At 33.1% G+C, this 22,899-nt stretch carries 13 protein-coding genes; all 13 read left to right on the plus strand.

What is annotated here, in order from left to right:
- The first annotated feature begins 103 nt into the window (after nucleotides 1–103).
- The 13 genes from BLT80_RS08515 to BLT80_RS08575 all read left to right on the plus strand — a co-directional run bounded on the left by BLT80_RS08515 (nucleotide 104) and on the right by BLT80_RS08575 (nucleotide 22,883).
- Nucleotides 104–1,609: a sensor histidine kinase gene (locus BLT80_RS08515; protein ID WP_092467198.1), complete on the plus strand. Its 1,506-nt coding sequence runs from the start codon at nucleotides 104–106 to the stop codon at nucleotides 1,607–1,609.
- Nucleotides 1,606–2,658 carry a response regulator gene (locus BLT80_RS08520; RefSeq protein ID WP_092467199.1) on the plus strand — a complete coding sequence of 351 codons (1,053 nt, stop codon included), beginning with the start codon at nucleotides 1,606–1,608 and terminating at the stop codon, nucleotides 2,656–2,658. Before BLT80_RS08515 ends, BLT80_RS08520 begins: the two co-directional genes overlap by 4 nt.
- 143 nt (nucleotides 2,659–2,801) lie before the next feature.
- Nucleotides 2,802–3,641 carry a universal stress protein gene (locus BLT80_RS08525; protein ID WP_092467200.1) on the plus strand — a complete coding sequence of 280 codons (840 nt, stop codon included), beginning with the start codon at nucleotides 2,802–2,804 and terminating at the stop codon, nucleotides 3,639–3,641.
- Nucleotides 3,642–3,653: 12 nt separating this feature from the next.
- Entirely contained in the window at nucleotides 3,654–4,040 is a 387-nt protein-coding gene (locus BLT80_RS08530) for a hypothetical protein (RefSeq protein WP_092467201.1), read from the plus strand.
- 201 nt (nucleotides 4,041–4,241) lie between these two features.
- Nucleotides 4,242–5,084 (plus strand): universal stress protein, encoded by an 843-nt coding sequence (locus BLT80_RS08535; protein WP_092467313.1) that lies wholly within the window; start codon nucleotides 4,242–4,244, stop codon nucleotides 5,082–5,084.
- Nucleotides 5,085–5,133: 49 nt separating this feature from the next.
- Nucleotides 5,134–5,967 carry a universal stress protein gene (locus BLT80_RS08540; RefSeq protein WP_092467202.1) on the plus strand — a complete coding sequence of 278 codons (834 nt, stop codon included), beginning with the start codon at nucleotides 5,134–5,136 and terminating at the stop codon, nucleotides 5,965–5,967.
- Nucleotides 5,968–6,054: 87 nt separating this feature from the next.
- Complete coding sequence (locus tag BLT80_RS08545) at nucleotides 6,055–6,894, plus strand: ATP cone domain-containing protein (RefSeq protein ID WP_092467203.1); 840 nt, start codon at nucleotides 6,055–6,057, stop codon at nucleotides 6,892–6,894.
- A 14-nt stretch (nucleotides 6,895–6,908) separates the two neighbouring features.
- Nucleotides 6,909–8,282: an MBL fold metallo-hydrolase RNA specificity domain-containing protein gene (locus BLT80_RS08550; RefSeq protein ID WP_092467204.1), complete on the plus strand. Its 1,374-nt coding sequence runs from the start codon at nucleotides 6,909–6,911 to the stop codon at nucleotides 8,280–8,282.
- A gap of 109 nt (nucleotides 8,283–8,391) precedes the next feature.
- Nucleotides 8,392–8,841 (plus strand): hypothetical protein, encoded by a 450-nt coding sequence (locus BLT80_RS08555; RefSeq protein WP_092467205.1) that lies wholly within the window; start codon nucleotides 8,392–8,394, stop codon nucleotides 8,839–8,841.
- A 483-nt stretch (nucleotides 8,842–9,324) separates the two neighbouring features.
- Nucleotides 9,325–12,354, plus strand: a complete 3,030-nt coding sequence (locus BLT80_RS08560; RefSeq protein WP_092467206.1) for a T9SS type A sorting domain-containing protein — start codon at nucleotides 9,325–9,327, stop codon at nucleotides 12,352–12,354.
- Nucleotides 12,355–12,670: 316 nt separating this feature from the next.
- Complete coding sequence (locus BLT80_RS08565; protein WP_092467207.1) at nucleotides 12,671–14,284, plus strand: helix-turn-helix domain-containing protein; 1,614 nt, start codon at nucleotides 12,671–12,673, stop codon at nucleotides 14,282–14,284.
- Between the two features lie 35 nt (nucleotides 14,285–14,319).
- Entirely contained in the window at nucleotides 14,320–15,441 is a 1,122-nt protein-coding gene (locus BLT80_RS08570; RefSeq protein WP_175455572.1) for a tetratricopeptide repeat protein, read from the plus strand.
- Nucleotides 15,442–15,593: 152 nt separating this feature from the next.
- Entirely contained in the window at nucleotides 15,594–22,883 is a 7,290-nt protein-coding gene (locus tag BLT80_RS08575; RefSeq protein WP_092467209.1) for a choice-of-anchor J domain-containing protein, read from the plus strand.
- Nucleotides 22,884–22,899 lie beyond the last annotated feature (16 nt).

Genomic DNA, 22,899 nt, shown 5'->3' on the forward strand with positions numbered 1-22,899 from the left:
GATATAAATCAGTTTAGAAGGTTCTGTGATAACTTAGCAATTCAAAATATTAATAATTGATTAGGAATAATTATCTTAGTCGCTTTCAATAAAAACAACCACTATGTTTGATCAAGACCGAGATATTTTTAATATTCTTTTAGATTCTATTTCTGAAGGGGTTGTTGTGGTCGATGAACATCAAAAGATTGTTGAGGTTAATAAAGCTGGCGAAATTATGTTTGGCTATGATGAGGGTGAGCTTTCTAATCAACCCTTAAATATTTTAATCCCGAAGAATTATCATGCAAATCATGGTGCACATTTTAAAGGGTTTGTTAAAGAGCATAAACAACGTAGCATGGGACATGGCCGTGACATCTATGGCGCAAAAAAGGATGGTAGCATTTTCCCGATTGAAGCGAGTTTAAATCCGTTTAATTTTCATGGTCATAATTTTATTATGACATTAGTCATTGATATTACAGAGCGAAAAAAACTAGAACAAGAAAAAAATCATTTAGCTAAAATCTTTCTAGAATCCCTTAACGAGATTTATGTGTTTGACGCTAAAACTTTAAAATTTATTAATGTTAATCAAGGGGCTGAAAAAAATATAGGTTATAGCGTAGAAGAACTTAAGTCGATGACACCTCTAGATATTAAACCTAATTATACGGAAACTAGGTTTAGGAAGGAGATAGAAACACTTAATAATGGTAGCGTAGAAAAAATAGAGTTTGAAGCCGTACATCAACGGAAATGTGGTAGTACTTATCCTGTAAGTATTCATTTACAACGTTCTAAGCTTGGTAATAGAGATGTATATGTTGCTATTATCTTAGATATTACAGAACAAAAAAGCTATACTGAACGCTTAGAAAAAACAGTTGCTTTAAGAACGGATGAATTAAAAACGGCTTTAGCAGCAGAAAAAGAGCTTAACGATTTAAAAACGAAATTCCTATCCATGGTGTCTCACGAGTTTAAAACACCATTAAGCGGAATTTTAACATCAACAATGTTGTTGAGTAAATATAAGCTCACCGAGCAACAAGATAAGCGCGAAAAACACATCATGACCATTACAGATAAAGTACAATATCTGAATGTTATTTTAAATGATTTTCTGTCTGTTGAAAAACTAGAAAAAGGAAAGATCAATTATAAATTCTCAAACTTTAAAATAAGTAAGGTTTTAAATGAAGTTATTTATAATGCCAATATGATTTTAAAAGATGGGCAACACATTAACTATCCAGAAAACATTGATGATTTATCTCTATTTCAAGATGAAAAAATAGTAGAATTAGCGTTGTCTAATTTAATATATAACGCTATTAAATATTCATCTGAAAACACTATTATAGATATTGAAATTTCTCAGAATAACGATACAACCGTTTTTAAAATAACGGATAATGGTATCGGTATTCCTCAGAAGGATCAAAAAAATATTTTCGGACGGTATTTTAGAGCCGAAAATGCCCTTCTTATGCAAGGAACTGGTATTGGATTAAATATCGTGAAAGATCATTTAGAGAACCTAAATGGTAACATTACATTTACAAGCATAGAGCATAAAGGCTCAACGTTCATTATTGAACTCCCTAACAAAGCACAATTATGAAAAAAGTATTACTAATAGAGGACGATACCGTATTAAGAGAAAATACAGCTGAATTATTAGAACTTTCAGATTACGAAGTTATCACAGCTGTTAATGGAAAAAAAGGTCTCGAAATGGCGAAAATTAATAAACCAGACATCATTGTTTGCGATATTATGATGCCAATTCTCGATGGTTATGGTGTTTTAGAAGGCTTGTCTAAAGACAGTGATACTAAGTTTATACCTTTTATTTTTTTATCTGCTAAGACAGAACGCCAAGATGTGAGAAGAGGTATGGAATTAGGTGCTGATGATTACATTACGAAACCTTTTACAGAAGACGAAATTATAAATGCCATTGAAAGTAGAATTGCAAAAGTGGAGCTATTGAAAGAAGAACAAGAATCTCTTCAAAATACCACAACAAGCAATGAGGATGAATTAAGAACTTTAGGTGACCTAAAAAACTTTTTTGATGATAATGGTATAATTTCTAATTATAGTAAAAATGATATTATTTATAACGAAGGGCATAACTCTAACTTTATCTACTTAATCTTAAAAGGTGTTGTAAAATGCTACAAGTTTGATACAAAAGGAAAAGAATTGACAACGGCACTTCATGCAGAAGATGACCTTTTTGGTTACACTTCATTTACTCAAAATATACCCTATAGAGAAACTGCTATTGCTATGAAAGATGTAGAATTGGCTGGCGTTTCTAAATCAGAATTAACCGATGTGTTGGAGAATAACCATAAATTAACGTTAGAGGTAATTCAATTATTAACCGAAGATGTTACAGGTGTTAAAGATCAGTTACTACTCATGGCTTATAGCTCCGTGCAACGAAAAACAGCCTCGACCATTTTGAGATTTGCAGAAAAATTAAATTCAAAACCAAACGATTCAATTGTCATCTCTAGAAATGACTTGGCAAGTGTTGCAGGTATTGCTACTGAAACCTTAATAAGAACTATGTCAGATTTTAAGAAAAAAGGGATTATAGATATGGAAGGTAGAAATATTAAAATTTTAGATCTTCAAAAACTACATGATATCACTTAATGCTTAAGCGTACTTTTCAATATATCTATTTAAACTTTTTGAGTTTTAGTGAATTAAAAACGTATAACCGGAGCAATATGACCAATATCATATTTTAAGAACCCTCATCGATTTAGATTTGTATATACTAAGAAATTTAAACGATGAACATTTTATTACCAACAGATTTTTCTGAAAACTCGTGGAATGCCATTTCTTATGCTATTGATTTTTTTGAACCAGTAGCATGTAATTTTTATCTACTTCACGTGAATAGGCTAGATACCTTTATGTCTGGTGATAGTGGCTATGTGCCAACTGCAGATCAAATTGAGGAAATATATGTTAAACCTTCAAAGCTTAAGTTAAAAACGTTACTTAAAGAAATTAAAGAACACCGCAAACCAAATAAAAATCATAAGTTTTATACGTTAAGCGATTATGGTTTTTTCTTAGAGTCTATTAGAAAATACGTTAATAAGAAAAAGATTGACTTATTGGTAATGGGAACTAAAGGCGCATCAGGACTCAAAGAATATATTGTCGGTAGTAATACAGGAGACATTATAACAAAAGTAAAATGTACAACATTGGTAGTTCCTGAAGATGCTAAATACAAACCGCTTAAAGAAATTGCATTTCCAACAGATTTTAACCTCTCTTATGATTTATTATCGCTTCAGCCATTTACGGATATTTTAAAAACTGTAGAAGCGAGTTTACATATCGTTCATATTCAGAAAAAAAATGCGACGCTAAATACAGAACAGCTTGAAAATAAAGATGTGTTAAGCGATTATTTTGAAGAGTTTAAACCTAGTTTTCATTTTCTAACTAATGGAAAAGTAGAAGATGCTATACAATGCTTTGTTGAAAGTAGAGATATTAATATGATTGTCATGGTTGCAAAGAATCTCAACTATTTTCAGAGTATATTATTTCATTCTAATGTAGAAAAAATCACGTATCACACAGATATACCATTTCTGGTTTTACATGAATAAAATACTTAAATTATGGGAAATTCAATTTTTTTAGCAAAGTTTTGGGGATGGTATCTTATTATTTTCTTTTTAATTTTAAGTCTAAACCCTAAACGTATTAAGCAGATCTTTAACGACCTTAAAGATGAAAAATTCTTAATTATTTTTTCATTTGTTGCCATAATTGTAGGACTATTAAATGTACTGTTTCACAATATATGGGAGCCTAACTATAAAATAATTGTGACGCTAATTGGTTGGTCATCTTTATTTTTTGGATTAGCCTTATTTATGTTTCCAAAACCAACCGTTTACTGGCTAGAGATTATTAACATAAAAATGGTGCAAGTGATTTATACATTATTGTTTTTGATTGGTATCTTTTTGCTTAATGTGGTTTATAATATTGTACCTATATAGTGCGCTTTAAGTTGACGTAACTATTAAACATAATTAAATACAACATAAAGTATTGTACGTTTTTTTTGCTATTAATCATTTAAGGCATCCAGCTAAACGAAGTTGGATGTCTTTTATTTTATAATAGTCTCATCTGATATATATCATTGTTTTATGTTTTTGAGTGCTTTAACTTTAGTAAAGAAATTTAAAACAATCATTATGTTATCCGTTCTACTTCCCACCGATTTTTCCGAAAATTCTCAGAATGCCATTAATTACGCTGTACAATTATTAAAAGACGAAAAGTGTACGTTTTATTTATTTAACGCGTATACACCTGTTATTTATCATGTGGAATATGTTCTTGGTTACCCTGCTCAATTTGGCTTAGGAGATGCTGTTAGAAATACATCGCAGAATAATTTGAATGCTATAGTTTCAAAACTTAATGACACTTATGCTAACGATAATCACAAGTTTGAAACATTTGCAAGATTCGATACGCCAGTGTTGGGCATTAAAGAGTTCGTCGAAGAGTATAAAATTGATTTTGTCGTTATGGGAACTAAAGGGGCCACTGGAGCAAAAGAAGTGCTATTAGGCTCAAATACAGTGCATGTGTTCAAAGATGTAAAATGTCCTATTTTGGCTGTTCCATCAAGCTTTTCTTTCGAAGCTCCTCACGAGATTTTATTTCCTACCGATTTAGATGTAAAATATAACGGTTCGAATCTTAAAATTCTAAAAAATTTAGTAGACTCCAATCATGCTAGACTAAATGTTTTACATGTGTCAACAGGTTCTGAACTTAATGAAAAACAAAAATCAAATAAAGAAAAACTAGAGTCATTATTTAAAAACTCAGCGTTTTTGTTTCATCAGTTGAAAAGCATGGAAATTACGCATGCTATAAATGAATTTCAAATAAAACATAAAATCAATCTCTTGGTGATGATAAATAATAAGCATTCTTTTTTTGAGAATCTGTTCTTTAAAAATACAATTAATCAGATTGGTTTTCATTTAAACGTTCCTTTTTTAGTAATTCCGTCAGAGCCGTAAAGGGCTTTGTATTTATAAATTGATCATTAATACATAATAACATGTAATCATGAAAAAGCACATAGTATTACCCACAGATTTTTCGGACAATGCATGGAGTGCAGCCGTTTATGCTTTAAAATTATATGCTGAGGTTGAATGCAAATTTTATTTTTTACACGCTTGGTCAGTTACGACTAATACAACTAGAACTTACATTACCGCTAATTATGTAGATTCTGTAAAAGATGACGCCTGGCGACAATTAGCTGAATTAAAGGAAATGTCTGAGAATGCTGATAGTAATGCTAATCATAGTTTCGAGATTATTTTAAGTAGCGATAAATTACAGAAAGCTATTGATGCTACCGTAGAAAAGTATAGTATAGATCTTATTGTAATGGGGACTAAGGGAGCTTCAAAAACAAAAGAACTATTCTTTGGAAGCAATACTGTTAACACGTTAAAAACAAATTTGTGCCCAATACTAGTTGTTCCAGATGAATTTGATTTTATTGAGCCAAAACAAATTGCATTTCCTACAGATTTCAATAGGTTCTATGGAGAGGAATTAGAACCCATAAAATACTTGGCAGAATTATATAACTCTAAAATCAGGATTGTTCATATTACTAAAAATAGTAAACTCACAAGTACACAAGATTATAATTTGTCGATGCTAAAAGTGTACTTAGAAAACCATCCACATACATTTCATTGGATGCCTGATTACGCTAAAAAACACGAAGAAATAAATGACTTTATTGAAGAGCTGGATATTGATATTCTAGTAATGATAAATTATAAACATAGCCTTATCGAGAATATAATGAACGAACCCGTAGTGCATAAAATTGGGTTCCATCCAAAAGTCCCTTTTTTGGTTATTCCTAGTAAAGCCTAAGATGTTATTTAATATCAAGGAGGTCTGAACGTCGCGTTAAAATTTAATAATAATATAGATTTTATTAATTCTTTTTAAACATAGATTATGGATATTGCAGATATAGATATTATTAAATACTCAGGCGAAAAAGTGAAATTTTCGTTAAACAAATTACGTGCCTCTCTAAAAAGAACAGGGGCAGATGATACTATTATTAATCCAATCCTAGATAAAGTCAGAGATGAATTGTATCAAGGCATTTCAACGAAAGAAATTTACAATAGGGCATTTGCCTTACTTAAAAAAAACAAGAGCTATTTCGCATCAAAATATAAACTTAAAAAGGCTTTGTATGAATTAGGACCAACAGGTTTCCCTTTTGAGCATTTTGTAAGTGCAGTGTTAAATTATTCAGGCTACAAAACAGAGGTTGGTAAAATTTTACAAGGAAAATGTGTATCGCACGAAATTGATGTCATCGCCCATAAAAATACAGAGTCAACCCTTATAGAATGCAAATTTCATAGTGAACAAGGGCTTAATTGCAATGTGAAAATTCCTTTATACATCAACTCAAGGTATCAAGATGTAAAAGTAAATTGGGATAAAAACTCAAAAGATAATGCCAAGTTAACTCAAGGTTGGGTGGTAACCAATACGCGGTTTACAAAAGACGCTTTACAATATGGTAGCTGTTGTGGCTTGTATTTATTGAGTTGGGATTTTCCACCGAATAATGGTCTCAAAGATAGGATAGATCGCTTAGGACTATACCCAATAACCGTATCTACGCTACTAAGTCAAAGAGAAAAGCAATTTCTTCTTAGTAGATCTATTGTGTTGTGTAGAGATTTAATTAACGATAAATTTTATTTAGATCATCTTGGAGTTTCCGAGACACGGAAAAAGAAAATTTTAAATGAAATCTCTCAATTGTGTACCTAATTAAATAATAAATCATGGAAAAATTTGCCAAAATCAATTTTTTGGGAGCAGCAGGAGTTGTTACTGGATCAAAATTCTTAATTGAAACTTCAGAAAAAAATATACTGATTGATTGCGGTATGTTTCAAGGTTTAAAAGAATTAAGAGAGCTTAATTGGGAAGATTTACCCATAGATGTGGCATCGATTGATGTTGTTTTGTTAACCCATGGTCATTTAGACCATGTTGGCTATCTACCACGGTTATTAAAACAAGGATTTCAAGGCAAAATTAAAGGTACTGCTCCAACGCTTGCCATTGCAGAAATAATATTAAAGGATAGTGCTAAAATCCACGAAGAAGAAGCCAATAAAGCCAATAAGGAAAAGTATAGCAAACATCAACCTGCGTTACCATTTTACACCATCAAAGATGCTGAAAATACCATAAAACAATTTGAAATAGAACTTGCAGATAAATGGATTCAGTTATCAGAACATATATCTTATCGATTTCAGTATAACGGTCATATTATAGGGTCTACATTTATAGAAATTGATATCAATGGTAAACGCTTTGTGTTTTCTGGAGATATTGGCAGACGGAATGATTATTTACTCAATGCTCCCAAAAAACCGGAATGGGCAGATTTTTTATGTATTGAAAGTACGTACGGAAACAAAATACATCCAGAAGAAAATGTTGAAGATGTCTTAACAGAAATCGTTTTAGAGACTCTACAAAAAAAAGGCAATCTTATTATTCCAAGCTTTGCGGTAGAACGATTACAAACACTAATGTATATTCTCTGGAAATTGTATCAGCAAAATAGAATTCCTAATATCCCCATTTTTGTAGATAGTCCAATGGGCAACAACGTGTTAGATGTTTTTAAACGTTTTCCGAAGTGGCACAAACTATCTATACAAGAATATAATGCCATGTGCAATCATGTCAATATTATTGAATCTTATAAAGAAACTTGGGAAACTATTGATGACAAAAGATCTAAGATTATTATTGCAGGCAGTGGTATGGTTACAGGTGGACGTGTACTCACATATCTCCAGCAGCTTATAGATGAGCCCACAACGACTGTATTGTTAGTTGGGTATCAGGCCGAAGGTACGCGTGGGAGACAACTTTTAGAGGGGGCGCACGAGATTCGCTTTTTTGGGAAATACTATCCCGTAAAAGCGACTATAAAAAATATTGAGAGTCTATCAGCACATGCCGACCAGCAAGATTTGTTAGATTGGGTAAGTGACATAAAAAATGTACCAGAAAATGTCTATTTAATTCATGGAGAACCAACAGCGCTCGATGCTTTTAGAGTGAAATTAAAAGATAAATACAATTGGAATGTCACCATTCCAAAATTAACAGATGTTGAAAAAGTAATGCTATAAATATAAAAGGTAATTAATAAACCCTTAACTGATATTTATCATTTTAGTTTTTAGATATACAGATTAACTTAGAGGTGAAATTGATGTTTAACCCAAAACTTATAAAATCATGAAAACCACAAAAAAACATTTACGCTACGCAGAATGGTTGAGTGCAGAAGAAATGCACACAGCGTCTAAAGAATGGTTGTCTGAATTGAATTTTGTAAAAGATGAACATCTGTTTTTTGAAGATTTAGTAACGCGATTTACGTCACAATTGATAGCATCCGATAAGTTTTCTAATAGTTATGAGATTGTAGATGCCATTAACAGATCAGAAAAGTTTAACAATAATCTTATAGAGGCCGTTAAAATTCATGAAAATGAGTTACAAATAATGGTGGATGGAGTTGATCAAAAAGAAGAAGAAAAAGCATATACTAAAGAACATCAGGATTTAATCATTGGGATTAAAGAATTCTTAAAAGAGTATAAGTCATTAAAAATGCAGCTTTTTGAGATTATAAAAAACATCAAAAAAGAAGATAAACTAAATCATCTTTTAGATAGAAAATAAACTAGCAAGGAAAAATTAGTATTTAATGAGTTGTACAGAAGATGAAGATGCACAAAATAGACGCTCTGAATTTTTGATTGTTAAGGATTAAAAGTTTTTTATTTCTAGTTTGTAATAAGTAATTATTTATAAAAAATGCTTTTAGTATGTCTACTAAAAGTATTTTTTTTGGTGAAAATCTTAGGCTTATTTTTACCATTAATTTATATTGTGTGTTAAGTGTTTTCTATCTTAAGAGTGTCTATTTATATGTTATTTTAATAATAACTAGAGATTTAGCTCAGTTTGTGTCTAAAGCAATATATAAATAGTATATCCATTTAGTTTGTTGATTGTCAGTATTTTGAATGTAGTTTTTGTTTTTAATATTTCGGGAAATATTAAAAACAACCACTATATATAACGTATTTCTATTCCTATATTAGTCTTTTCAAACATTAACCAAAACACAAAAATCAGACTATTAACTAAAATTCAAAACCAATGAGAAAAATTACTTTGTACATTATGATGCTCTTAAGCATTACAGCATTCTCCCAAGTAGAGATTGTTGAAAATTTTGATACCGCAGCAGCTTATACGCTTCCTGCTGATTGGACTGAAACTGGATTTTTTGTACCTCGTCCTGAAAATCAATGTGGAGGAAGTGGACAAAGCGCAATTACAACTTTAGAGTTTGCAGGGGCGTCAACATTAACAACTCCCAATTACACGGCTATAACCAATGATACTGATCTTACCATTAGTTTTTCAGCAAATGTATTTGATCAAAATGGTACTGGTGGTCCTTGGGGAGGTCCTATAACCTTCGAGTCGCCTAGTACAGATTGGGGTAGTTTAGTACTTGAATACACATTAGATGGTGGAGAAAACTGGATTTTAGCATATACTTTAGATGATTCTAATTATAGCTATGTAGATACGGAAACCTGTTTTACAATACCTGCTACTAGTATGGGTGCTCTAACTGCAGGAAGTGATTTTCAAGCACGTTTTACAGCGACTGCTGTTAACATTGGGTATACTTTTTTAGTTTTTACAGTAGATAATATATCAATTACACAAGGAGCCACTGAAACACCAAATTGTGATGCTGTTTTATTAACACCTGTTGATGGTGAAACTGCTGCAGCTTTAGATACTACGCTATCTTGGCAAGCCGCTACTGGTTTACCTACAAGCTATACCCTTTCTGTAGGGACAACTTCAGGAGGTACAGATATTGTTAATGCTGTTGCAGAGACAGGTACAACGTATTCATTAGATGGTCTTTTAGCTTATGAAACAGAATATTTTGTTAACATCGTACCTAATAATAGTTTTGGTGCTGCAACAGTAGGTTGTACAGAACAAAGCTTTACAACGCGTGTAACGCCAATAGATGGTGCTACATGTTCTAAGCCGCTTGTTATAGATTTAGACGTCGCTAACCCATATGTTAGCTTGCAAAACACAGTGGATTTTGAAAACAATCTCAGTGTTGGACCTTGTGGTGGTTTTTCTGGAGCCTATATAAATGGTAATGATGTATATTATGAAATTACACCAACTACAGATGTTTCAATAGATTTAGATCTTTTAGTAACTTCTGGTAGCAATCCTGGTATCCATATTATGAACGATTGTCCAGATGTGGCTACTGAATGTATTGCTTTTATTGGTGCAAACCAACCTCAACTTGCCTTAACAGACGTTGTTTTATCTGCAGGAAACTCTTACTTTATTATAATAAGTAGTGCAGGAAATAATAGTACAATTGATTATACACTTATAATTTCTAAAAATGATTGTATTCATCCTGAATTTACGTATGCTATAGTTGAAGACTGTGACAATGACCAGTATTTTGTTGATGTTGATGTTACCTATTTAGGATTAGCGTCTTCATTAGCGTTAACAGATTATACTGGTAACATTTCTTCTACTGGAATTGTACAAGTTGGTCCTTATGCTAGTGGTACTACATTTGATTTAACATTAACTAATAATGATAATGGTGACTGTTATTTTGAAGAAACTGTATACTATTTTTGCCCACCAGCAAATGATGATTGTGGAGGCAGCATTGCATTAACCATAAATACAGATGAATACTGTAATGTAGTTAATAGCGGAACTAATGCAGGAGCGACAGAAAACGCTGCTAATCCAGTATTCTGTGAAGCAGGTTTTTCTAATACTAATGACGTTTGGTATACCTTTGTTGCTACTAGCGCAACTGTAATTTTAGAATATTCGAATATAGTAACTGTAATTGGCGAAGAGACTGATTTTAACACAGCACAAGCTACGGAATTATTATCAGGAAACTGTGGTACTTTTACAAGCCTTCAATGTTCTCGTTTCGACTATATGGTATTTAATGATTTAACTATAGGTGATACGTACTATATTAGAAATAGCTCAAGAAGTCATGATGTTGCTCATACTTATGATATGTGTTTAAGACAACCAATCACGCCTCCTGCAAACGACGAGTGTACAGGAGCCATTGCGTTAACACTTTCTACAGAAGACATTTGCGACGACCTATCTTTTACAACTGAAGGCGCTACGCCATCTTTAGATAATAGTTGTTCAGATGATTACGCAGATGTATGGTTTGAATTTACAGCTGCTGAAGCTGGAATTTACCAGTTTACCTTTTCAAGAGAGGAAGATTCATTTATTCCAAGTGCAAATTTCATGGTATATTCAGGTGAATGTGGTGCTTTGGTAGAAAAGAGTACAAATTGTTATGGTAATGAATATAACGCACAACCTTTTGCAATGGAGAGTGGTGAAACCTTTTACATTATGGTAAGGGCAGCACAGACCGCACCTAGCCTTGAATTTGATTTATGTGTATTTCAATTACCAGATGCAGTCGAAAATAACGAGTGTTCAGACGCTATAACAATATTAGAGTCAGATGACGAAACGGGTAATAACATGGTATCTGGTGATTTTGCTAATGCATATCCGTCTTCAGAGAACACTTGTAATACAGGTACCAACGCTATGTGGTATAGCTTTACACCAACTTATACAGGTTTATATAACATTAATTTTGTAAGAACTTTAGGTTTTCCAAGCTATTCAGTTTATAATACAGATGATTGTTCTGCCACTGCTAGTGATAATCTTGTATCAGGGACGTATTGCACTAACAATACGTTTCCCATAGATCCAGAATTTGTAGCTGGTAACACATATTTAATAGCAGTATATAGCTATGATTCAGAGGCTGCTTTTGAATTATTAATATATCCAGATGCAACTTTAAGCGTAGGCTCAACTAGTATCGATTCATTTAAATACTATCCAAATCCTATAGTAAATACATTAACGATTGAAGCGACAAGCACAATCTCAAATGTAAGTGTTTTCAATATTGTTGGTCAAAAAGTGCAGATAGCTAATCCTAATAGCTTAGAAGCAACAATTAATATGGAAGAGTTAATCAGTGGAGTGTACTTCGTTACAATAACTGCTAATGGTTCTCAAAATACTATTAAAGTTGTTAAAAAATAAACTGCAATGACTTTCAATTGATTTAATAGCAGATCAATTAACATGGGCTATATAGACTATAGTCCATGTTTTAAAACAAAATTTATTTACTAAAAAAAGCAGCCTAAATGGCTGCTTTTTTTTATGCGTTTTACACAAATGTTTTGCAGTAAATAAAAAGCTATATTTATATTGTTACGTTTAATGGGTATAGTTTAATATTTTTATACCTATATTTTAATGCTGCTGAGTAGTTTTATTTGAAAGAATAATCCATTTACTTGCTATAGTTTTAGATATTAATGACTCGAAAACTATATTTGCATTGTAGTATAATATGATATTCAATTTAATAAATATAAAAGCATTACATTTTCTTAACGGACTTCCGCTAAGAAAGCCTTGTGTACTTGTGATTCTAAGCTTTTTGTTGTCGATAAATATGTATTCGCAACAAAGTGATCTTGTGTTAAAGGCAGAGGAGCTTGTTTATTCTAATCCGGTCGAAGCTATAAAAATAGCAGATCATATCTTAAATATTAGTCAAGAACCCAATGAAAGTGCCATTGCAAACCTGCTATTAGCTAAAAGTTATATAGCCAATGGGGATTATGATAAGGCTATTGTTTATGCCTTTGATAATATTAATCAGTTAGAAGAAGTAGATGTTAATACTCGAATTGAAAATAATATTATTAAAGCTACACTATTACGAAAACTATATTTAGATCCCCAATCTATAGAATGCCTCAATAAAGCAAGAACTTTAAATTCTGAAATTTTATTAGAAAAAGACCGTTTTGAATTTCATATTTTTCTAGAACATATAAATATGCTTCTAGATAGACTTAATATTGATGAAGCACTTACAGAATTAAAAGAAAACGAAATTCATTTTAAAAATTTTTTAAATGAAAATGTAAATGAGAAAAGAGCACATTATTTAGTAACTGCAAAAGCTTATAATAGTTTAACTCAGTACGATTCTGCGTTCGTTTATATAGACAAGACATTTGAACTTTTAAACACTTCTCAAAATAATAACTTGTATGAAAAAGCCTTAGTTTATAAAGAATCGGGGCTATTATTTCTTCAAAATAAGGAATTTAAAAAAAGTAAAGAAACATTATTTATCGCATTACAATTTGCTGAAATTTTAGATAATCCGTTTTTATTAGAGCAAATACATAGAGGGTTGGCGATCAATTATTTGGCCTCTAACCAGAATAATCAACATAATGTCTATTATAAAAAATTTTTAAATCTAAATAATTCAATTGAAGAAATAGAGCAACAATCTGTTAATACGTATTTTAATATTATAAGTAGTCAAGAAGAAAGCAAACTAGAAAGTTATAATTCAAAATACAATCAGTATTTATTCATTTCATTTGCTGTGGCCATATTTATTATAATCGTTGGGATTTTAATTCTAATAAAAAGCGAAAACAGAAAAAAACGTAAAAGAGAAATTATCAATTATTTAGAGGTAAGCCGAAATGTCTTTACAAAAGTAAAACCAATACAAAAGGTACAAAAACAAACTAGTAAACGTTTAGTCATACCAGAAGAAACCGAGCAAAATATAATAGTAAAGCTTCAACGATTTGAGAAATCTTTAAAGTATTTAAACAAAGACATGTCGCTTGCGTTGTTAGCAGGGCAATTTGAAACAAACACCAAATATCTATCTGAAATTATTAATAAAAACTATAATGATAATTTTAACACCTTTATAAACAAGCTCAGAGTTAATTATATTATCGAAAAATTAAAAAGTGATACCAATTATATCAATTATAAAATTAGCTTTTTAGCAGATGAAAGTGGGTTTTCGTCACATAGTAATTTTACAACAGTATTCAAAGGAATAGTTGGTATGTCACCAGCGACATTCATAAATTTATTAAAAATAGAACGAGAAGAAATTATAAATAATAAGGAAACGTAATGCGTCTGAAATATCAATATTATCTTCTTTTTTTTGTGTTTATTTTTATAACACCTTCACTTGCTGCAACTCAAATATCAGTAAAAGAGGGGGACAGTTTGGTAAAGGAAGCCATAAAAGCAATTTACAAGGATCCTAACAAAGCAATTGCGTCAGGTTTATCTATTTATCATAATCAGGCTTTTTCTAAGCAAACTCGTACGAATGCATTAATTGTTGTTTCTACAGCGTATACCTCAAAAAGAGATTATCAAAAAGCTTTAGATTATGTTATTAAAGCTAATGAGTTTTCTAGTCAATTAGATAATAAAAAACTTCAAATTGAAATTTTATTTAAAACAGGAATTTTATATCAGCAACTAAAGATTTATGATAAGGCCATAGAATATATGGAGGACGTTGAAAAAAGATGTTTAGAGTATCCTGATAGAGATGTTGTTGGAGGAACCTTGGCGTCTAGCTATTTGGTAAAAGGATTTGTGTATAAAGACAATTTAAATTGTGATATTGCTATAGAGTTTTTTGACAAAGGATTAAAAGAATACGAAAGACTAGGTAATTATAATCATAATAGAAGTATAGGCTATTATAACAAAGGAAATTGTCAAATATTGCTTTCAGAAAACGCTAATGCAAAGGAAAGTTTTAATAAGTCTATAGAATTGGCAAATATCGAAAATGCCAGTAGCTTAGTTTCATTTGCAGAAAAAGGTATGGCAGAAGTACATACGTTAGAAGGCAAATACCAAGAGTCTGTTTTTCTTTTGCAATCTGCACTTGAAAAATCTAAAAATGTAGGAGATTTAGTTTTAAATTTAGGAATATACAAAGGACTCTTTGAGAATTATTTAGCGCTAAATAATTGGAGCGAATATCAAAAATATTACGAACTCTTTCTGAAAACACAATTGGAAATTAAAAAATCTGAACGCAACTCTGTAAGTGTATCGATTATTGAAAATTCTAAAAATTTAAATGCAGAATTAGATGGTATTCAATCTAAATTTAAAAATAGAATTTACGTAATTGTTTTAATAGTATTAACCTTCATATTGGTCGTGATTTTTATTGAAATTAAAAATAAAAAGGCTATAAAAGTACTACAACAAAAAATAGAAAGCACTCAAAGCATAAAACCTTCAATTAATATTAAATAGTATAATATTTTCGTCTAAAAGACTGTTTGTTAGGTTTTTAGATGTTAGTTTTGACTGTTAGATTTCGGGAAAAAATAAAGACTTAAGCTATATATATTGATCATATAGATATATATTTAGCATTAAATTATTAATTCTGAAATTGATTTAACATGAGAAACAAGTTACAAAAATCAGTAGAAAGAGAGTCTAGCTTTTCTTCGATTACAATGTTTAAAAACAGAAATTTCCGTTTTGCCTTTACACTATTTTTATTAATTTCAGTAAAAGGGTTTGCGCAATTAAATGAAACTTTTGATAGTGGTATTCCTGCAACATGGACACTCATTGGAAATGGAGTTGGTGGCGTTGATTGGAGTACAACTACAGACGGTTATTTAAGTACTAACGGAGTTTCAATAAATCCGAGTTCAGATAATATTGGTGATCAAAATACAGCTCAGTATTTTTTAGTTACTCCGCAAATTGCGGTTCCGGAAAATGGTGAAATTCAATTTTATACAAAGCAAGCGAGTGATATAGATAATGGTGCGCAATACCAAATAAGACTTTCTACGGCAGCGCAACCCGATGTTAATGGGTTCAACATTACGCTTCAATCTTATACCGAATCTACCTTAAATATAGGTGATCAAACAACTTATGAAAAAAAGGTTATTGAAATACCTACTTCAATTCCGGCTGGATTAAATATATATATTGCATTTGTGACCATAAACACGCAAAATGGAGCAGTACCAACTGGTGACGAATGGTTTGTAGATGAAGTTTCTATTTTAGAAGGTTGTATAGAAGTTGACGATGACACTGTTACTATTGATAGCATAACCGTAGACACAGCTGAAGTAACTTGGTCGCATCCTACGACAACCAATTTTGAAATTCAAATAATTCCTGCTGGTGGTGTGCCTGCCGATAGTGGGATTTCAGTAACAGGAACTAGTTATTCTTTAATGAATTTAGATCCTGAAACAGAATTCGATATTTATATAGCTGCCATATGTGATAACGATACACAGAGTACATTTACAGGTCCTTATACTTTTGAAACTTCTAAATATGGCTTGTCTTGTGCTGAGCCTATTGTGGTTCCAGATATTTCAACAACTCCTTACGTCTTAGCAGACAATTTAGCTAATTGGGTAAACCCAGATGAAGAATATCCCACACAAGGCACAAATTGCCTACCAGGCAATAGCATATATAACTATTTAAGAGGTGATAAAGTATTCTTAACTTACACTCCAACTCAAGATGGGTTAGTAACAATAACACAAACTACTTTTGATACTAATGATCCAGTTACCAACTGTTATAATCCTCAAAGTTCGGTTCTTGTTTATGATAGTTGTGCTTCTGTTGGAGTTAACTGTATTGCAGGAACAGCCACAGTAAATGGTAACGAACCAAAAGCTATTAGCAACCTCTTTGTTGAGGCAGGACAAACATACGTTATAGTTGTATCTTCATTTTTTGGAACTGGCGCAGGAATCTGTTTTGAATTAGAAATTTCAGCACCAGCATGTGCGCCTCCAGCAGATTTTGAATATAATAATTTAACGGAAAACAGTGTTGCATACTCTTGGGATAATATTGGAGGATTTTCAGAGGCTTGGGAGTATATTGTTGTACCAGCCGGTTCTGGAGAACCAACAGGTTCGGGAACACCAACGACTACCAATGTAGGAAATGTTATTAATACAGGATTAATACCAGCTACCGCATACGATCTTTATGCAAGGTCTATGTGTAATGGCATACCTGGTGCTTGGAGTATTCCAAATAGATTTACTACACAATGTCCAACGTTTGATACACCATATTTTACAGATTTCGATACGGCAACTCCAGAAAATCCTGAAACATGTTGGACAGCAATAGATAAAAACAAGGATGGTACAACTTGGACTTTTATTGGTGGATGGGCTACTGTAGCAACTTCAATTGCGCGATACGAAAATAATGATATTTATGCGTCACCTCGTGTGAATTTAGACGGAACACCAAAACGTGTACGTTATAAGGTGAGATCAAATCAAGGAGCTTCAACTTACACGTTAAAGTTATCTACAACAGGAGTGGGTTATGATGATTTTACTACAGTTCTTTTACCAACAACAACGATAACTAATACAACTTTTGATGAAATAATTGTTGATATCCCAGAAACTATCACAGGTGAGGTAAATATTGCATGGATTGTTGAACCTAACACTACAGAAACAGGAAACAGAATCCTTTTTGATGAAGTATATATTGAAGACAAACCATCTTGTCCAGATCCACTAAATCCATTTGTAATACAGATTACGGCCAATTCGGCATGGTTTTTTTGGACTGCTGGAGATGAAGAATCCCAGTGGGAAGTTGTTATTCAAGATTTAGACACAGGTATACCTACCGTATCTGGCGTTTTAACATCTAGCAATTTTCCTTATATGGCAACTGGTTTAGATTCAGGTAATAGATATGAATATTATGTAAGAGCTGTTTGTGCGGAAGATGACTTAAGTCAATGGGTTGGGCCAGTACCTTTTACGACGCTATGTACGTCATATGACACTCCGTTTTATGAGAGCTTTGATGATAGTGACCCAGATACTCAAAAATTCTGTTGGAAAATTACAGATTCAAATAATGACGATATAAAATGGACAATTGACGGAACCCATGCTATTTTAAGTACAGCTTCATTTACACCACCTACAAGCTTTAATGATTATTTAATTTCTCCAAAAATTAATTTAGATGGCACTCCAAAAGCATTAACATTTAAAGTAAGAGCTGATTTTTCACTCTTCGCTAGTGCAACACGTTTTGGTCTAGAAGTTTTGATGTCTACCACAAATACCAGTCCAGGTAGTTTTTCAGTTATTTCTCCACTTGAAATAATCACCAACAGTTCATACGAGGAAAGAACCATAATAGTAGAAGGTACAGGAGCAGTTTATTTTGCCTTTAGAGTACCACCACAATTTACAGGACCTTGGTCAGACTTAAGTATTGACGATGTTAGGATTACAGATGCGCCAACATGTCCTAATCCTACTGATTTAGTCGTTAACACTGTTTTAACTGATGCCGCTGATTTATCATGGACAGCAGGCTATCAAGAGACAAGTTGGAATATAGCTGTGCAATTGGCAGGTTCAGGAATTCCAACATCAGGTATAGCTGAATCAACTACGGGTTATATTGCCTCTGATTTAACACCAAATACTGAATACGAATACTATGTGCAAGCAGATTGTGGTGATACAACTAGTGAATGGGTTGGGCCAATTATCTTTAGAACCCTTTGTACTGCTTTTACAACGCCTTTTGTAGAAACATTTAACTATGATTCTACTTCTGAAGATTGCTGGCAAATCGTTAATAATAATGGTGATATTTATTGGTGGGGAATGGATAACACAGCTTTCTCTTACGAAGGTGATCAAGCTGCAGCAATTGGTACGACAACTAACGGAGCTAGTGACGATTGGTTAATTTCTCCAACAATTACTGTTACAGAAAATCAACGCTTAAGATTTTATTATAGAGTAACTTACGACTGGGGAACTGAAGATTTAGAAGTATTACTCTCTACTAATGGAACGGGATTAGATCAATTTACAACGGTTTTATATGATTCTGGCAACGATCCTGTGGTCATCAATAATGAAAACTATTTAGTTAAGATCATTAATTTACCAGATGGAATTGTAGGTGATGTAAATATCGCTTTTCACGTACCAGAATATCCACCTAATCCAGAGGGCTATCGTGGTTTAGGTCTTATTATAGACAATATTAATATTGAAGATAGACCTGAATGTGCAGAGCCAACAAATGTTACGTTCGCCAACATTATAGATACAGAAGTGCTAGTAGGCTGGGATGTTAATGGTTCTGAAACCGAATGGGAAGTTTCAGTACAACCATCAGGAACACCTGCACCAGTAGGAGATACAGATCCTAGCTATTTATACACAGCAACATCTAATCCATTTCTAGTAACCGGACTTACAGCTTCAACGAGCTACGAAGTGTATATTAGAGCCGTATGTGATAGCTCTGAAAGTGAATGGACAAGTCCACAAGACTTACTAACAAAATGTAGTTTTGAAAACCTATGTCAATATACCTTTTTACTAACAAGCGGCTATGATATATCGGCAACACTAGACATTACTCAAAACAACCAAGTTGTTCAATCTTTACCTTTCGAAGGTGAAGAAGATGAAGAATTTACTGTGTTTTTATGTTCTGGAGTAGAATTTTCAGTTCACTTTTCCACATTAGGTAGTGCACAGTCTCAATACGATGATTATCAATTTGACATTTTAAACGAACAAGGAATTGTTTATGAAAGTCCCGTTGGTCTTCCACTAGGAACTATTGTATATGAAGGTGCTGCCTTATGTGGTGCCATTTCATGTCCACAACCCACAGATTTAACCATTAGCGCAACCAATGTCATGTCTTGGACAGCTGGAGGAAGTGAAACGCAATGGGAAGTGGTCATTCAACCATTAGAGAATGGTACCATACCACAATCTGGAACAATAGTTTCCACAAACTCATTTACACCTATAGCTTCCGATTTTGTAGACCCTTATGCGACAACTTACGAATACTTTGTTAGAGCTATTTGTGGAACAGATGACGAAAGTTATTGGTCTGGACCTTTTGAATTTGTAAGGAATGATGATGTTTCAACAGCTACTACGCTTCCAATAAATTCAAATGAATTCTGTGATCATTATGCAGCAGATGTGTCGTTCCTTGGCGCTACAGCATCATCAGAAACTATGAGTTGTGATGGTGATAATGCAGGGGATGTCTGGTTTAATTTTACAGCTGAATCTATCATCCATATTATAGAGGTTAACGGGTTTACTGGAACCTTTTACTACGCAACTGGTGATGAAGCTTATCCAGATATTACAATGACGCTTTACAAAGATAATGGCGCTGGCAATCTTGAAGAATTAGCGTGCACCTACGACAAAGCATTAGTTGCTATGTATTCATCTGAATTAATTGTAGGTGAAAATTATAAATTAAGATTAACATTAAATAGTACAGTAACTAATAGCCGTAAATTTAAGGTCTGTTTAAGTACACCTTCAGACCTTTGTTCAGTAAAAACTGTAAATGGTGATTTTGAAGATCCGATCGTAGACAGAACAAATAGTTTTCTCGGATTTATAACAACAAAAGTTTTAACTGGATGGAGTAGTAACTTACTTTTAGAGGAAGCTAATTCTGTGCTTGTTTGGGATGATTTATCATCTTCAGGTTTTGAACCTTATGAAGGAGGTCAAAGTGTTCAAATAAGAACCGATGATCCTGATCTTATAGATCCAAATGACCCAGAAGTTAGAGGCTATTATAGAGACTTTGACTCTTCTGAAATAACATTATTCGATTTTAGTTATGCACATTTAGGTAGAGGTGGTGACAGAAGTCTTCAATTATTTGCAGGCCCTCCAGGTGGACCTTATACTATGATTAACGAAAACGTAGCTAGTATGGCTTGGACTCTTGTTACAGGAGAATATCAAGTTCCAGCAGGTCAAAATTTCACCCGATTCATTTTTAGAGCTAGCACGACCGATGATCTTGGTAATGTTATTGATGCTGTAAATTTTGTTGCAAACAACGAGATAATCACAGAACCTTTCACTGTAGATTGCGATAATAACAATGCCAACGTATCAGCCAACGGAAAAGGCACTTGGATTCCAAGTGATTCTAACCCAGGAGCAGTTGCAATAACAGACGCTAATAGTAGATCAACATCTATTACTAATTTTGTACAACCAGGAGTTTATACGTTCACATGGCAAACGTCTTACTGTTCATATGATATAGAAATCACGTATAACGGCATCTCTGACACGCCAGAAGTTACTAGCCCAGTAGAGTATTGTTTAGGAGATACCGCCGCACAACTGACAGCTACAGGTTCAGACACATACAATTTAATGTGGTTTACCCAAGCCGTTGGAGGTACAGCAAGTGCAACAGCACCGACACCAAATACCTCAGTTGTAAATACAACATCCTATTATGCCGCTTATGTCGATACCGAAGGTTGTGAAGGTCCACGAGCAGAAATCGAAGTTGTCGTTAGTGATTCATTTACACCAGAATTGACGTTTACTTACGAAGATACGTGTGTGGTTTCAACAGTAAACCCAACACCAAGTTTGATTACTGATTTTGCAACCGGAGGGACATTTACATCAACGACCTTAACTGTAGATGCAAGTACAGGTGTTATAGATATAACATCAGCTACCTCAGGAGAACACGAGATCACCTATACATACGAAGGAGATGAGGATACTTGTACTTCTGCCGGAACGTATATCGCAACATTAAATTTAACCGCTGCTACAACCCCTGTAACACAATTTGATTATGGAACATCACCTTACTGTGAATTAGAAACGACTTCGGTACTACCGTCTGTTGCTTCAGGATTTACATTAGGTGGTGTCTATAGTTCAGCGTCATTAACAGTGGATTCTGCAACAGGTGCCATTGATTTATCAACGGTAACAGCAGGAAGTCATGAGGTAACTTATATGGTAGAAGCTGATGAAACCAATTGTTCAGAAGCCGCAACCGAAACTGCAACTATTGAAATTACAGCAAGTATAACTCCTGTAACAGACTTCAGTTATGCTGAAGATATTTACTGTGCAGACAGTAGTTCTATTTTGCCAGAACTTGTTGCAGGATTTACCACAGGAGGTACATATAGTGCAGAAAGTGGATTATCTCTAAACGCAGCCACAGGGGAAATCAACGTGGCCTCAAGTACATTAGGAAATTATAATGTGACTTATGAAATCGCAGAAGATGTTTCAAGCTGTATTGAAAACACCACGAGCACATTTAACATCACCATTCTCGATGCGATAGAAGTAGGAGTGGAAGGTGAGTGTAACGATTCGGATTATATTCTTACAGCATCTGCTTTAAATAATTCTTTTGATACAAGCGAGGCCAACTACACGTGGAAGGATGCAAATGGCAATGTCGTCGGTCAAAACTCAGAAGTATTCAATGTTTCGGATTATGCGAGTCAAAACCCAAATGCAAGCGTACCCTTACAATTTTCAATAACCGTAGATTTTGGAGGCTGTTCAATAACAACAAGCTATACCACCGAACGTTTATCCTGTCGTGATATTCCAAGAGGAATTTCCCCAGATGGTAATGGTAAAAACGACACGTTCGATTTATCGGGTTATGGTGTTAAAGAACTAAATATCTTCAACCGTCATGGAGTTGCCGTTTATAACTTTAATGGTACCTATACCAAACAATGGCATGGGCAGACCAACAAAGGAGACGACTTACCAGATGGTACGTATTTCTATACCATTCATAAAGACGACGGGAGTTCATTAACGGGTTGGGTATTTATCAACAGAGCACAATAATCATAAATGAAAACAC

This window comes from Winogradskyella thalassocola, from assembly GCF_900099995.1.
In the GTDB taxonomy this organism is placed as follows: Bacteria; Bacteroidota; Bacteroidia; order Flavobacteriales; family Flavobacteriaceae; genus Winogradskyella; species Winogradskyella thalassocola.

Bases quoted from the DNA above. Each gene is read 5' to 3' on its own strand.
- BLT80_RS08515 (WP_092467198.1), top strand. From the start codon at position 104: ATGTTTGATCAAGACCGAGATATTTTTAATATTCTTTTAGATTCTATT.
- BLT80_RS08520 (WP_092467199.1), top strand. From the start codon at position 1,606: ATGAAAAAAGTATTACTAATAGAGGACGATACCGTATTAAGAGAAAAT.
- BLT80_RS08525 (WP_092467200.1), top strand. From the start codon at position 2,802: ATGAACATTTTATTACCAACAGATTTTTCTGAAAACTCGTGGAATGCC.
- BLT80_RS08530 (WP_092467201.1), top strand. From the start codon at position 3,654: ATGGGAAATTCAATTTTTTTAGCAAAGTTTTGGGGATGGTATCTTATT.
- BLT80_RS08535 (WP_092467313.1), top strand. From the start codon at position 4,242: ATGTTATCCGTTCTACTTCCCACCGATTTTTCCGAAAATTCTCAGAAT.
- BLT80_RS08540 (WP_092467202.1), top strand. From the start codon at position 5,134: ATGAAAAAGCACATAGTATTACCCACAGATTTTTCGGACAATGCATGG.
- BLT80_RS08545 (WP_092467203.1), top strand. From the start codon at position 6,055: ATGGATATTGCAGATATAGATATTATTAAATACTCAGGCGAAAAAGTG.
- BLT80_RS08550 (WP_092467204.1), top strand. From the start codon at position 6,909: ATGGAAAAATTTGCCAAAATCAATTTTTTGGGAGCAGCAGGAGTTGTT.
- BLT80_RS08555 (WP_092467205.1), top strand. From the start codon at position 8,392: ATGAAAACCACAAAAAAACATTTACGCTACGCAGAATGGTTGAGTGCA.
- BLT80_RS08560 (WP_092467206.1), top strand. From the start codon at position 9,325: ATGAGAAAAATTACTTTGTACATTATGATGCTCTTAAGCATTACAGCA.
- BLT80_RS08565 (WP_092467207.1), top strand. From the start codon at position 12,671: ATGATATTCAATTTAATAAATATAAAAGCATTACATTTTCTTAACGGA.
- BLT80_RS08575 (WP_092467209.1), top strand. From the start codon at position 15,594: ATGAGAAACAAGTTACAAAAATCAGTAGAAAGAGAGTCTAGCTTTTCT.